This is a genomic window from Rubritalea squalenifaciens DSM 18772 (genome assembly GCF_900141815.1).
GTDB lineage: Bacteria > Verrucomicrobiota > Verrucomicrobiia > Verrucomicrobiales > Akkermansiaceae > Rubritalea > Rubritalea squalenifaciens.
Window position 1 is genome coordinate 319,637 of the sequence record NZ_FQYR01000003.1, and the last position, 14,915, is coordinate 334,551.

General features: G+C 50.8%; 8 protein-coding genes. 7 read left to right on the top strand and 1 reads right to left on the bottom strand.

All coding sequences use genetic code 11. The features are described 5' to 3' along the window. Nucleotides 1-11: 11 nt before the first annotated feature. From BUB27_RS06780 to BUB27_RS06810, 7 genes are all read left to right on the top strand, one after another. Entirely contained in the window at nt 12-2,759 is a 2,748-nt protein-coding gene (locus BUB27_RS06780) for a sodium:solute symporter family protein (protein WP_143158809.1), read from the top strand. Next, entirely contained in the window at nt 2,731-3,930 is a 1,200-nt protein-coding gene (locus BUB27_RS06785; RefSeq protein ID WP_143158810.1) for an AGE family epimerase/isomerase, read from the top strand. The genes BUB27_RS06780 and BUB27_RS06785 overlap by 29 nt, the downstream gene beginning before the upstream one ends. Before the next feature lie 86 nt (nt 3,931-4,016). Then, complete coding sequence (locus tag BUB27_RS06790; protein ID WP_159434844.1) at nt 4,017-6,017, top strand: sialidase family protein; 2,001 nt, start codon at nt 4,017-4,019, stop codon at nt 6,015-6,017. Nucleotides 6,018-6,461: 444 nt separating this feature from the next. After that, nucleotides 6,462-10,022, top strand: coding sequence for a hypothetical protein (locus BUB27_RS06795; protein WP_234991697.1), 3,561 nt, complete (start codon nt 6,462-6,464; stop codon nt 10,020-10,022). A 3-nt stretch (nt 10,023-10,025) separates the two neighbouring features. Then, nucleotides 10,026-10,787, top strand: a complete 762-nt coding sequence (locus tag BUB27_RS06800) for a hypothetical protein (RefSeq protein WP_143158813.1) — start codon at nt 10,026-10,028, stop codon at nt 10,785-10,787. Between the two features lie 86 nt (nt 10,788-10,873). Further along, nucleotides 10,874-12,733, top strand: coding sequence for a DNA mismatch repair endonuclease MutL (gene mutL / locus BUB27_RS06805; RefSeq protein WP_143158814.1), 1,860 nt, complete (start codon nt 10,874-10,876; stop codon nt 12,731-12,733). A 37-nt stretch (nt 12,734-12,770) separates the two neighbouring features. Continuing rightward, on the top strand, nt 12,771-14,573 hold the full coding sequence (locus BUB27_RS06810; RefSeq protein ID WP_143158815.1) for a DUF389 domain-containing protein: 1,803 nt from the start codon (nt 12,771-12,773) through the stop codon (nt 14,571-14,573). Here the strand turns inward: BUB27_RS06810 and BUB27_RS06815 are convergent. Continuing rightward, entirely contained in the window at nt 14,570-14,914 is a 345-nt protein-coding gene (locus tag BUB27_RS06815) for a DUF2288 domain-containing protein (RefSeq protein WP_143158816.1), read from the bottom strand. The two genes, BUB27_RS06810 and BUB27_RS06815, sit on opposite strands and share 4 nt — an antisense overlap. Nucleotide 14,915 lies beyond the last annotated feature (1 nt).

The window sequence follows — 14,915 nt, forward strand, 5'->3', positions numbered from 1 at the left end:
ACTGGTGCTCGATGCGTCTATACCTAAAAACCTTATTAGTCATTACGGTCTGCCTCTTCTACTGGGGCGGGCCTAATGTGTGTGCGGACAGTTCGGTCAATTGGGAAGAAGGGTATCCAGCGCTTCCCGACGAACACGGATTTGCCGGTGGATATGCCGGTGTCGTGAGCCGAGGAGACGAGAGATGGCTGCTTTTTGCCGGAGGAGCCAACTTCCCAGCCAAGGATCCTTTTCAGGAGGCTGTGCCCAAGACTTATCATGATGTGGTCTACAAGCTGCGCTTGAAAGGAACCGGCTTGTCTCCAGATGGTCAATGGGAGCGTTGCCAAGAGACGCTACCTGAGAAGCTGGCTTATGGAGCCAGTGTGACTCTTCCAGAGCGTGGCTCAGTTCTTTTCATTGGCGGAATGCGTTCTGAGGGAGATGGGAGTTATGTTTCCAATGCGGTTTATGAAGTGACCTTGGCGGAGAGTGGGAGCCTGAGTTTCAGCAAGGTAGCTGATTTGCCGGTTGCTGTTTCGGCTACATCTGCCTGTTTGTTAGAGGATAAGGTGTATGTGTTTTCCGGAGTGGGTAAAGAGGGCGAAGTCCAAGGTGCCTGGAGTCTGGACATTGCTTCAGAAAATGCCTCGGACTGGCAATGGTCTGAGATTGCATGGCCGCAGTATGAGAGCGGCGTAGATGCCAGAGCGCGTGGCCATCACGTGACTGGTGTTCGAGATGGGAAACTGTATGTGTTTGGTGGTAGAGCCAAGCAGGTGGCGGGAGACGCGCGCGTTCATCCCGATGATATCAATTCTATTTATGGCACGGATGATTTCAGGGATGCCTATGCTTTTACTCCGGGTGCTCAAGGGGGGGCATGGAAGCGCATCACTGATCTACCTTATGCCATATCGGCCGCTCCGGCCAATGCCGTACAAGCAGGGGCTAGCCACCTACTCTTGATGGGAGGAGTCAACTTAGAGCTGCTTCAGTCCATCATGAGTCGCAAGGATGAGATTGGACTGAATGAACTAGGGCATGGCTTCAGTCATCCTGGTTTTTCGAGAGATATCCTTGCCTATCATACGATAACGAACACGTGGTCCAAGCAGGGAGAGATTCCTGCGGAATATCGTTCACCGGTGACGGCTCCTGTCGTGAGTTACAACGGTGATTTTGTGATACTCTCCGGTGAGTGGAGTCCTAAGCTTCGCACCAGTGGCATGCTACATGGTGCTATTGAATCCAAGAAGGCGGCCTTTGGTGTGGTGAACTGGATTGTAGTGGTAGTTTACTTGTTAGGAATGGTGGGGATTGGATACTGGTTCATGAGAAGGGAGGCCGCGTCCTCTACAGATGATTACTTCCGCGGCGGCCAACGTGTCCCTTGGTGGGTAGCGGGCCTCTCAATCTTTGCCACATTGCTGAGCTCAATTACTTTCATGGCGATTCCAGCGCTTTCGTATGCGAGTAACTGGAACAAGTGGGTGGGCCAATGGCCGATCCTGCTGATCGTCCCGCTCGTGGTCTTTGCTTATTTGCCATTCTTCCGTGGACTCAATATCACGTCCGCTTATGAGTATCTGGAGGCACGTTTCAACCTGATGGTACGACTTCTGGCGAGTGCTGCCTTCATGATTTTCCATATTGGGAGAATTGCGATCGTCCTCTATTTGCCTGCCCTGGCTCTATCCAGTGTGACCAATATCCCAATCATCGTGGCGATTGTCATGATTGGTGTACTCTGTGTGATCTACACCGTGATGGGGGGGATCGAGGCCGTGGTTTGGACAGATGCCATTCAAGCTGTTGTCTTGTTAGGGGGAGCCTTGGGCTGTTTCTTTCTAGTGGTATTTAACGTAGATGGTGGCTTTGGTGCCATCACTGAAACTTTATCCAGACAGGAGAAGTTTATTTCCCTGGACTGGGGATCTTTCGATATTAGTAGCAAGACGAATTCCGGATGGATGTTCTTCTTCGGTTTCTTCTTTGCGATGCTGCCTTCGTATACATCCAGTCAGGATGTGGTGCAGAGATACGTTACCACTTCCAGTTATAAGGAAGCGTCCCGAAGCCTCTGGGTGAATATTCTGATGAGCATGGTAGGTTCAGCGATCTTCTTCGCTTTGGGGACAGCACTCTACGTATTCTACAAGCAAGCCCCAGAGAAATTGGATCCGTCGATGATGAGCACGGATGGTATTCTGCCATTCTTCATCATGCAGAACCTTCCAGTAGGTGTTGCAGGTGTGATCATCGCTGGTGTTTTTGCTGCGGCGCAGTCCACGGTATCCTCATCGCTGAACTCGGTGGCGGCAGCCTTCGTGACGGATTTCTATGGCAGAGTATTTAAGCCTCAGAGCTCGGATCATCAGCGCCTGAATGTTGCTCGTAACGTAGTGATTATTCTCGGTGCTCTGGGAATTGGCGTAGCTATCTGGGTGGCCAAGAGCAATGTGAAATCTGCTTTTGACGCCTTCAATACCTTCATCGGGTTCATTCTAGGGCCTCTCGCTGCGATGTTCGCGCTCGGTATTTTTGTGAAGCGGGTCGGGGGAGTCGCCTGTTTGTTGGCAGGTCTGCTGGGAACGATCAGTGTGGCTGTACTCAAGCACTTCAATGATGCTGGTGTAGTGGATGTGTGGCCACTTCTTAATGGCATGGTGTGCTTCATCGTGACCTTTGTTTCAGGCTGTGTCCTGGGCCTTATCTTCAAGAGTGAGACAAAAATCGAATTAACAATCTATGGAAAACGTGGGAGCAGTGCAGACTAAAGGGTATTCTCAGCAGGAGCTGAAAGAACTTAAAGATTTTTATCTAGATAGTCTGTTAGGTGACACCTTGCCTTTCTGGTTGAAGGAAGGTGTGGATAGGGAGCATGGAGGCTATTTGCTGATGCGTGATGCGGACGGAAGTCTCATTGATGATGATAAGTCCGTATGGTTTCAGGGGCGTTTCGCCACCATTCTTGGAATGCTGTACAACGAATACGAGCAGAGGGATGAGTGGTTGGAAGCTGCCAAAGCTGGCGTAGATTTCCTGAAGAAACATTGTGTCGATACAGACGGACGGATGTTCTTCATGATGACTCGAGAGGGAAAACCTCTCAGGAAGAGGCGCTACTTTTTCTCTGAAGCATTCGCGATTTCGGCCTTTGCTCAGGTTGCTAAGGCAAGTGGCGATGAGCAGCTTGCTCAGGAGGCTAGAGACCTCTTTAGAAAGTGCATGAGCTACTACGATGGAGAGATTTCTCTTGAGCCTAAGTTTACTGATGAGCGTCCGGGTAAAGGCATCGGTGTGCCGATGATTTTCCTCAATGTAGCCCAGCAATTGGTGGACACTGTCGGTTGTTCGTATGCGGAATCTTGCATTGATCGCTTTATTGATGAAATGCGTGCATTCGTAAAAGATGACATCGCCTGTGTCATGGAGGTGCTCAGCCCGGCTGACGATATCATTGACCACATTGCAGAGAGAACCTGTAACCCCGGGCATGCTATTGAGGCAGCCTGGTTTATTCTTCATGAGTCTATCAGAAGACAAGGGGATGATGAATTACAGGCGCTCGGTCTCAAGATGCTGGACTATATGTGGGAGCGTGGCTGGGACAAGGATCACGGGGGGATTCTCTACTTCGTTGACCCTACAGGTAAACCAGTCCAGGAGTACTGGCATGATATGAAGTTCTGGTGGCCACAGTGTGAAACGATCATCGCAACTCTCATGGCTTACCAGCTCACAGGTGACGAAAAATATGCAAAGTGGCATCAGATGATTCATGAGTACACGCACCGTGTGTTCCCTGATAAGGAGCACGGTGAGTGGTTTGGGTATTTCCATCGTGATGGCGTATTGGCCAATCGTGCGAAAGGCAATCACTTCAAAGGGCCATTCCATCTGCCGAGAATGCAATGGGCCTGCTACAAATTACTTTCTGATCAATAGGCTTATCCATAGATGGTCTGGCCTGTTGGCTAATCAGACCAGTCATTCTGTGAAGAGAAAAACTGGGGTGCGCGTACCTTATGGTCATGAGATCGTTGATGATGTTTCTTATGGCTGGTACAGTGTGTGCGGCACCCGAGAGTTTTGAAGCCATTCAGGCTGGTGCTGGGATTTCCCAGTATGAAGTAGGTTACGGTTCATGGCAGACGAGTGCAGACTCGGCTGTTGTGATTGCCGGACACTCTAAGACTGGTTCACAGAGCCTGCATTTGAAGGGCGGAGAGGACCAGTCTGTCGAGCTTATGTTCAAGCAGCCTTTGGCGGAGGAGATGTGGCTGAGCTTTTGGTCTGAGCGCTGGACCAGTCGGACCCCCTTTGAATATAAGCTGGAGGTGAAAATTGGAGGGCAGTGGCGAACTAAGAAAGACCTTTCCAGCGAAACCAAGCTAGGTGATTTTCATGCTCGTACGGGTCTTCTGCTAGAGCAGGGGACTGAAGGGCTCAGGTGGGTGGCTACGACGCCGGAAAATACAGGTGTGCTCATTGATGATGTCTGGGTGCAAAAACTGAAGCCCATGATGGTCTCCAGTATTGAAACGATGCAGCCTGTGGTGCCTGTGCTTGTGGGTAAGAGTGTCAACCCGGTGGTGGGGTTTACCGTGGACACTGACGGGAGAACGGAGCCCAAAACTGTGGAGGAATTCCAACTTAGCTTGGAGGGAACGGGGCGTATACAGGACATCAAGTCTGTGAGTGTCCTCTATGCCGGAAACGAGGAGGAGCCTGGAGCTGGCAAGGTGATTGCTACTAGCTCGGACATTGCTGAGATGATGACCTTGAAGGGTTCTGCTACTCTGGAAAGCGGGAGGAATCAATTTTGGGTATCGGTAAGCCTGAAAGAGAACGCCAGTCTCGATGGTTCTGTTGATGCGGGAATTTCCAAGGTCAAATTGGGTGATGGTGCCGAATTGCAACCAAGTGTGGTCAGTCCGCAGGGGGCTCAACGGATTGGTGTAGCATTGCGCCAAGGTGGTGACGACGGCTCCAAGGCATTTCGCATTCCGGGGATGGCTACCACCAATAAAGGAACTCTCATTGCGGTTTATGATGCACGATGGAACGGAGGTGGAGATCTGCCCGGCAACGTTGACGTGGGCATGAGTCGTAGCACAGACGGGGGGCAAAGCTGGGAGGACATGAAAATCATTATGGATATGGGCGATGATCCCAAGTGGCATCATGATGGGATTGGAGATCCGGCTGTTTTGGTAGATCGTTCTAACAACCGTATATGGGTCGCTGGAGTATGGAGTCATGGCAATCGAGCTTGGCATGGCTCAGGGCAGGGAATGAAGCCAGAGGAGACAGGACAGTTCATGCTCGTCTATAGCGATGATGACGGCAAGAGCTGGTCTAAGCCCATCAATATTACAGAACAGGTAAAGAAGCCCGAATGGCACTACATGCTGCAAGGGCCAGGAGCTGGTATTACCATGAAGAATGGGACGCTGGTCTTTGCGGCCCAGTATCAGGATGGCGATAAGAATGCGGACGGCAAAAAAGTAGGTACGCCTTATTCGACCATTATCTACAGCAAGGATCATGGTAAAACCTGGCAGGCTGGCAATGGCATCAAATCCAATACCACCGAGGCTCAGGTTGTAGAGTTAGGTGATGGTAGTCTGATGCTCAATTGCCGTGATAATCGAGGTTCCTATCGAACTATTGGCCTGACTTATGATTTAGGAAAAACTTGGGAGCTGCATCCGACTGACCGAGAGGCGCTCAATGAGCCGATTTGCATGGCCAGTCTCTATCGTTTCGAGAGAGAGGGTGAAGCTGATTTGCTTTTATTCTCCAATCCAAATACTCAAAGTGGACGTAACCATATGTCGATCAAGGTATCCGATGATGAAGGGCTGACTTGGCCTTCAATATGGCACAGCCTCTATGATGTGCGTTCCTGCAGTGGGTATTCCTGCCTGACGAGAATCGGAAACGACAAGGTAGGCGTTCTCTATGAAGGACCGCATGAAATCTATTTCCTCAGGTTTACACTAGAGGAGCTACTGAGAGAGTCCAAGTAAGGAGCTCTTGATATGGGGAGTGATAGTCGCGCAAACTATCACTCTCATTCGTTTCAGATTTCAACTGTGGGCTGAGGGGGAGCTTTCTGGTTAGGGTAGTTTTTGTTAGAAGGTGGCTTTGGAGGATGAAAATTGCGCTTATTCTTCTCCCGCATGGGAGAGGGGGCAGGGTGCTCTGAAATAGGCGTTCTATGCACATTCAAGACAGAGCAAGGTAGAAAGAAATCTGGTAGGCTTGCCTTTTTGAGGTGGTCGGCTGTCTAGACCAATTGCGCTTGGGTGACAGGCTAGTAAAGAGTGCTAGCTTGTTGCGGTATGAAGCAACCTTCAGAGAATCAATCTTTTGTGTCGTGTGGGCATGGGTTCGAAAACAAGGGTTTTGCCCTTGTGTCGACCCTTGTTGTGATGATCCTGTTGATGGTCATTGGCATTGGGGTAGTTACGATGTCTGCACAGCAATCAAAGATATCCGCTCAAGATAGATATCAGATGGAGGCTCAATCGAATGCTCGCTTGGCACTGATGATGGCGATTAGCAAGTTGCAAGAGACCATGGGGCCAGACCAGCGTGTCAGTGCAGAGGCTGATATCTTGGGTAGCGAGGGCTTTGCAGGTTGGGACCGTGCAGATTCTAAGAAACATCTGGTAGGGGTTTATTCTTCTGAAGTTCTCAATGAACGCGATAGTAGTGGTCTTTTTTCTTACTGGCAGCCGTACGAAAAAGACCGGAACAAAGAAGCTTTTGTTGGTTGGTTGCTTTCTGGTGATGAGAGCAAGCTTGATGAGCTTGAGTTTGCCAAGGGGGAGTTTAGTGAGGAGAATTTGGTGACTCTTTTGGGAGAGGGAACTCTTGGTAAAAAATCTGATGATAGTGAATACATTGAGGTGCCGCCTGTAGCGCTTGAAATCAATCAGAAAGTTGTCGGTCGATACGCGTGGGTGGCTCTGGATGAAGGGGTAAAAGCCAATGTTGTGCCGAATAAAAAGGACGAATCTTCATTTAGTGCTGATCAGCGCAGCCGTATCAGCTGGATGAGCCAGGACTCGACTGGTACTCAAGCGCTTGATGGATACGAGAAGGTAAAAATATCTGAGAATGAAGTCTCTTCCTTGATTACACGTAATCAGCTGGAGTTGATTGGCGATTCCCTGGAGAGCGAAGTCGTTGAGGAGAGCTACTTTGATACCACTGTTCACAGCCGTTCAGTATTGAGTGATGTCGTGAGAGGTGGACTAAGGAGAGATTTGTCTTTGCCCTTTGAGTTGCCGAGCAACAAAGCCGATAGCTCTGCTTCAGATTGGAGCTATGAGCTGAATCAGGCAGATTCCATTAAAGACAGACCAAGCTACTTCAGCTCCATCTGGGAATTTAATAATTCAGGAGATCAGAACAGTGATTGGCGTCATGCCCGTATGAATATGTCTGGTTATCGTCCCTACTGGTGGTCGAAGAAAATGGGCTATGTCTTTGCTTATCCTGAAGGGGGCGGTAGAACTGATAGAACGGGCAATAAACGATATTTGCGTGGACCCTCATGGGACCTGTTACGCTCTCACTATAGGCTATACAAAAGAGATCTGGAGTCGAAGGCCGCTTCACATAGAGACCGACGCGGTGTACGAGCACCGTCTACTGAGCGTAGCTGGCTAGCTCGTCCCTATGAGCCGTACAGTTTCAGAACGGATTCAATGGGGCACACACTCTTATCCCATACCTATGTGGGTGAATCCTTGACTGTGGGTGGTGGATACAGCTCTAACAGTGTATGGGATCCATTCTACAGCTATGGCTCAGCGATTCCTGCAAGCAATCGCCCATGGAATAATATGGGATTCACCTCCTATGGAATTGCCCCGGTGCTGACGAAATTCACCTTGGTGTTCAGTGTTCTCACCGAACCGTATCGAGGCAAGAAACGTCTAAGTGTCTGTGTGGATGCAGTGGGCAACTTATGGAATCCTTACAATGTCCCAGTAGAGGCGGAGGCTGTATTCACTCAGCTGAACTTGAATGGTCTGAGATGGTCTATGGAGTGCAAGCGCTCCTCTGGCGCTACAGAGCAGTGGGCCAGTGAACCAGGTAAAGGATATGGAGCCGACATGGCTTTCCCGTTCAAACACATCCGTATTGGTGTGGCTAACAAAGAACCGGGGCAAGCTCGTCCGGGATCCAATCTCGTTCTGATGCCTGGTGAGGTGCGTAGCTTTGCTTTAGATTTTGGAGCACCCAAACCCTATTCTTATGCTCAGCTTTACACAGAACCAGGTAAATTCACTAACAACTGGAGCGGCGGATATCGTTTGTACCACTCAGACAAATGGCTCTTGGAAAACGGGGATAGCTTGAAGTTCATTCTTAAGCCTGATGACTCCCAGCGTTCTACATTCAGCACGGTGCTAGGATACTTCGAACAGCTGCACGGTGCTCCCTATAATCCATTCGACACCAATGGATCTGGGAATCTGATCGATCAGCCTGAGATCTCATCCGTACATATCAACAAGAGCAGTGAGATGGTGGATGATGGGAAGTTTGAAGTCTCTTTGTCGAATATACCTGTCGGCATTTCCAATAAGAAAGCCATAGCGAGTCTTGAATTTAGGAGACTAGCCGCTGATGAAGCAAGCTACGGCATAGCTACTCAGATTGATCCTAGGTCTATTACTAACCATGCCAAGGCGATGGGGGACGGGCCAGGAATCCCTGATGGATGGACTGCGAAAATTTCCAAGGTAAGCGATTTTGATTTGCTACAAAATGGCATCGGTAGTCGAAACAATGGTTTCTGGGGGAGCTCACACGATGGGTCTGGCGAAACTCATGTGGTCTACTATGATGTGCCGGATTCACCACTGGTAAGTCTCGGGGCATTCCAGAGCTGCCAGATGGGATCTACGGGCTGGTCCTCTCCCTACACGATTGGTAGTTCATTCCCTCATCCAAAGATTACGCAGGACAAGCTCATCAAGGAGGTTTCCCAGTCTAGATTCAAAAACGTGTTCTATGACATGCCCTATCTGGTGAATTCTACGCTATGGGATCGATATTTCCTCAGTGGTCTCTATCTTGAGGGGCAGTATGATGAGTCGAGTGGGTCTGCTGCGCTTAAAGAAGCTGAGGAGAAAATGCAGGAGTTTGTCGATACTAACGGCCAAAAAGGATTGGCGAACTTGAAGCTTTCACTGGCTTCGTCAGCCTACGATAAGGGTGAGCGACTGATTCCAGAGTTGACCCACTATCGCTGGATGGCAAGGAACCTCATGTTGGATGGTGGATTCAATGTGAATTCTACCCGTAAGGAGGCTTGGAAAGCATGGCTCTCCAGCATCTATAAGAAAGATGTCGCGCAGGTGAATAAAGAGAATGGTTCGGTGTCTGTTGGCACCAGCGCCAATGAGGCAAGCTTCTCTCGATTGACTGTACCTGCTGGTGGAGATGGGGAAGAATGGGGGGGGTATGTCTCCTTGTCTGACCAAGAGATCGACAGCTTGGCCGATGCCATCGTCGAGCAGGTAAAAATACGTGGACCTTTCCTTTCCGTGGGGGACTTTGTGAACAGACGTCTTGCAAAAGATGATACGGGTAAGTCGGGAGCTTTGGAGTCGGCAATTGAGAAGGCGCTGACGACTAGTGACTACGGCAGTGGTAATCAGAGAGGGATTACTGGAAAGATTCGCCAGAGTGATATCCTCACAGGATTGGGTAATGTACTGGTTGCCCGCTCGGATACCTTTGTGATCAGAGCCTATGGTGAGTCCGTTGATCCTAAGACTGGTCGTGTACGAGCCAAAAGCTGGTGCGAGGCCGTAGTTCAGCGTCAGCCGGACCTGTTCAATGACGATGACAAATTGAGCGATGCCGTGAACCCTGAATACGACAGCGCCAAAGACCCCGCTGGAGTGGACCCGTTTATTGTCAACCCAGACTTGAGCCAAGAGTCGAAGAAGTATGGCCGCAGATTCAATATTGTTTCCTTCCGATGGCTGAATAACGACGAAATTTAGACAATGAAAACCTACGTAATGATGAAAAAATGGATCAGCGTTACCATGTTTGGTGCGTTGGTAATGCTTGGGCAGACCCTGTATGCGCAGGGTGAGGCTGGCTTGGTGTTCCGCTCAGCAAGCTGGGAAAAAATCGATGAAGAGCTGTATTATCTGCTTCATAAGAGGGAAGGTCAGCAAGAAGGCGGTGAAAAAGCGACCCATGCCGTCATGGCCATGCATCAGATGGAGACTTCACCTGTATACGAGACCAAGCGCAGTACGACGGTCCGTTTCTACCGCAAGACTGTGGTGGAAGGTGAGGACAAGTATCATGTGGCAGCCAGTGTGAAAGTACCTAAATTGCAGGGCCAATACATCTTCCTGTTCTTCCCGAAAGACCCCAAGACGAACCAGTATAATGTTTATGCTATTGCTGATTCCAGGGCGGATTCTCCTTTTGGGGCTTATCAGTTTCATAATCTTACCAAAATGGCGATATCCGGTAAGTTGGGTTCCAAGCAATTCAAGATCTCTCCAGATAAGAGAGTGAGCACGGTGAAGTTCAATTACTCTGATGGCAAAGCGCTGCCCTTCGGGCTGATCACTCAAGTCAACGGCAAGTCCAAGTGGCTTGCGAGAAATACCTACCAGTTTAATCCGAACAAACACCTCAAGGTGTTTATCTATGTCGTCAATGATGTGAACGGTAATCCCAAGGTTAAGGTCAAGGGCTTGGTAGACTTCTTTGAGCCGAAACCTGAGGAATTGTCCCAAATTCCCTAAATTTCCTTTCAGCGTGTGGAAATCTGGCCGGCTCTCGAAAGATAGGTATTGAATGTCGGGCGAGGGCTGGTTCAGATTGTGGCCGGATGGGAAAGATAGCGATATTGCCGGATATTCTGGCCAGCCAAGTGGCGGCTGGTGAAGTCGTTGAGCGGCCGGCGAGTGTCGTCAAAGAAATGGTGGAGAATGCTTTGGACGCGGGTGCCAAGCATGTGGAGGTTGAAATTTCCAAAGGGGGAACGAATCTGATCAAGATTACCGACGATGGGTCGGGTATGGGGCGAGAGGATGCCATGATGTGTCTGGAGCGACACGCCACGAGTAAGCTGAAGGATTCCAAGCAACTCATGGAGATTACCACCATGGGGTTTCGTGGGGAGGCTGTACCGAGTATTGCCAGTGTGAGTAAGTTCCGTCTGGCGACACGTGAGCACGATGCCGTGGAAGGTACCGAATTGATTGTCGATGGTGGTGTCTTAAAGGATGTCCGAGCTGTGGGCTTACAGCCTGGCTCGGTGTTTGAGGTGCGGAGCTTGTTTTTTAATGTTCCAGCTCGAAGAAAATTCCTGAAAACGGAGAATACCGAAAGTGCCCATGTGGAGCACCAAGTACGCTTGCATGCTTTGGCATGGCCTGAGGTTCGATTCACTTATCGCAAAGACGGCCGGGTAGTTTTTGACTTGCCGGGGACCGGTGACCGCAGAATGCGTATCGCGGGGCTCAGTGGGGCAGAGGCTGGACGAGCGGTGATTGAGGTGCCTGAGACCGAGGACGCTCAGATGACGGTGAGCGGCTACGTTTTACCCTCTGATTATGCACGTAAAGGGAAGCGCCAGCAGTTCATCTTTCTAAACGGAAGACCGATCGAGGATCCGGCGATTAGCCGGGCCATCAAGGATGCCTTCAAGGGGTCCGTGGGTGAGGGCATGCACCCAGCCTGCTGGCTGTGGATCACCATGGATCCAAGCCTGGTGGATGTGAATGTTCATCCTGCCAAGAAGGAAGTGCGCTTTCACAAGCCGTTTGAAGTCAGGAATCTGGTTCTCAGCGCGGTAGAAGCAGGCTTGGAGGCGAAAGCGCAGGCTGCGGAGAAGCTTCGTGGTGTCGCCAAGATTGTATCACGCAAAGATGGGGCAGAGACACCTGTCCGTAAGCCCTTCGAACAGACAGAGGCCATTGCTGATGAGACGAAAGAAGAGTTAACCGGTATACCTGAGGATTCTGACAAGGCCCCGAAATCACCTGCAATAGTGAAGCCCACTCCCGCAGCAGTGAACAAAGCACCAGTTACTACAGCCGCTCCTTTCAAGGCTCAAGCCTCAGAACCAAAGCAGGAAGAGCTCCTGCATACCGAGCAGCAGGATGATGGGCCCAAACATAATTTTCAAGTGCTCAGTGTTCTGCATGATCGTTATTTTCTCATGCAGGGGGATGATGGCTTGGTGCTGATGGACCCCAAGGCTGCCAGAGAGCGCATCGTCTATGAAGCGTTCTTGGCTGGAGACGAGAGTTCTCAGCTCGAAGCTCAAGGATTGCTGGTGCCCGAATTGATTGAGCTAGATGCCCGGGACTTGGACGTCGTGATGTCCAATTTGGAGAATTTTACCGAAGCTGGTATTTCCGTAGAACCTTTTGGCGGTGGAACTTTACAAGTGAGAAGCATGCCGGCCTTGCTGAATGATAAAGACCCGAGGAGCTTTATCACTGCAGTGATTGATGAGCTGATAGAGACAGTTGGTGGTAAGCGTGGTAAGCGGATGGCCTACGAAGTCTTTGCTGAAAAACTGGCGGAACGTGTGGCATGGGGTGAACCATGCCGCTTGGCTGGTGCTGAGCGTATGTTGGATGAACTCTTTGACTGTGAGCTCCCTTATTGCACGCCGGATGGTAGACCTACCTTGATTCATATTTCTCTCAAGGAGATTGAGAGAAAGTTTGGGAACTGATTACACGTATCTTTGTTAGATAGTATTACTTGTGCCAATGGATGTATTGCTGGTTGTTAGGGATGGGTTGTCGGCTGAGGCGCTCACCAGATGGAGTGTACGTTTTGCCCATGGGAAAGGCGCGCACTTGCGGATTCTGAGAGTGGAGGAAGGCAAGGGGATCGGCCAGCCGATCTGGCAGAACTGGAATGGTGACGCTGGAGATAGCTGGTGGCATGGAGTAGAGCAGGGGCTCTCAGAGGTCGAAGGTATCGGAATAGAGCTAGGTTCTGTCGAAACGGTGAATGTTTATCGCAGTGTGATGAACATCGTCAGCGAGTTGAAGCCAGGGCTCATGATACTGCAGGACAGGGCAGACCATCCGGAGTATTATCGTGGTGCTTTGGAGAACCTGATGGAGGATGCTCCGTGCGCCTTGATGATTTTACGTTTGGGAGAGGGGGCCAGTGGTGGTGGGAAAGTCTTGCTACCTTGTGCAGGTGGTCCTCACTCCAGAAGAGGTTTGAAGATAGCCGCGGATTCGGTCGGGATGGACGTGACGGCTTTCTTCGTGGAGCCTGACGTGGATGATGTGTCCCGGGCGGTTGGGGGTGTCCATTTGGAGCGCTATGTGAAACGTGCCGGGGTGGACCCCATGTCAGTGGAGCGTAAGGTTTCCCTGAATAGCGATGTGTACGGAGCTATTCGTAAAGAGGTAGAGACCGGCGAGTATGGGCTCATGTTGATCGGAGCCAGTGGTGCCAGTAGTATCCGGCGTAAGCTCTTCGGTACGGTGCCAGACCGCTTGCTTCGCGGAGGCGAGGGTATGAGTGTCGGGGTGATCCGTGGAGAGCGTCCCATAGGGCACCGTATGCGTGAGCGCTTCGAGCGTTTGCTGCACCTGAGCATTCCTCAGCTAAACCGCGGGGAGCGTGTAGCTCTTTTTGATGATATTGAGGACAAGGCTCGTTGGTCGTTTGACTTTGCCTCCTTGATGATGATGGCAACGGCGATTGCAGGTTTGGGGCTTCTGGCCGACAGTGGAGCTGTAGTCATTGGAGCCATGCTGGTGGCTCCGCTTATGACTCCTTTGTTGGGTGGCGGGCTGGCCTTGGTCCAGGGTAACTGGCCATTGTGGAAGCAATGTCAGCGTGCAGTGATTTTCGGCTTCTTCTGTGCCTTGAGTATTGGATTTTTGATGGGTTTGGCTGCCCGAGCACTCACTTTTGAACTGACCAGTGAATTGGCGGCGAGAGGGGCGCCTAGTATTCTGGATTTGGGAGTCGCCTTTATTTCTGGAGTGGCAGCGAGTTATTGTTTGGCCAGACCTAAGCTCAGTGGGGCTCTGGCGGGGGTGGCTATTGCTGCCGCCTTGGTTCCACCAATTGCGACGGTAGGTATCTGTCTGGCGATGGGCAAATTTGCGGTGGCGCAGGGCGCGGGCTTGCTCTTCGGAACCAACGTGGTGGCTATTGTCATTGGTAGTGCGGTTAATTTCTTCCTGGCGGGTATCCGAGGGAAATCCTCCAATGGGGGAAGCTGGGCCAAACGTATGGCCATTACCTTTGCTTTGGTTATGGCTGGTCTGGTCGTTCCTCTGTCCTCAGCATTGGTGAGCAAAATCGCAGGTGCTGCTGATATTGAGCAGAAAGTGACTTCCGCAGGACAATCTGAAGGGCTGGATGTCCTCAGTGTTCAGCGCCTGAAGTATGAGAAAGGGGTGCAGATCCTTGAGGTGCTCGTAGAGGCCAGTGAGCCCGTGAGCAAAGAACAGGTGCAGGCCCTACAGCAGGCTGCGGAGAAATCGACCAAGGGAAAAGTCAAAGTCCGTGTGGTGACTCGACTCGTCAGCGAGGCTTAGGACTCTTGTAAGGGCTGCGCCAAGACGAATGGATTCACGACCACCGCATTGAAGCGGCTGTTATCGTGCTCCCACCAATCGGCGTGCAGGTGAGATGGTTTGACGAGGTCGGCTTTTTTCAGCCAGGCTTCTACCTTGGCCTTGTCATCATCAGTGAAGGCTTTAGCGACCTCTTTGAGGTCCAGGCTGGGATCGACATAGATCATGGCCCCAGTCTTGTAATGTGGCTTGAGATACTCCCAGTCGACGTCGCCAGTGTATTTGGCGATCTTCTCTTCGTTGGTCATTCCATCGTCACCGAGAATACCATAGTTGAGTTTGTCTGGTTGCTCTGAGCTCATA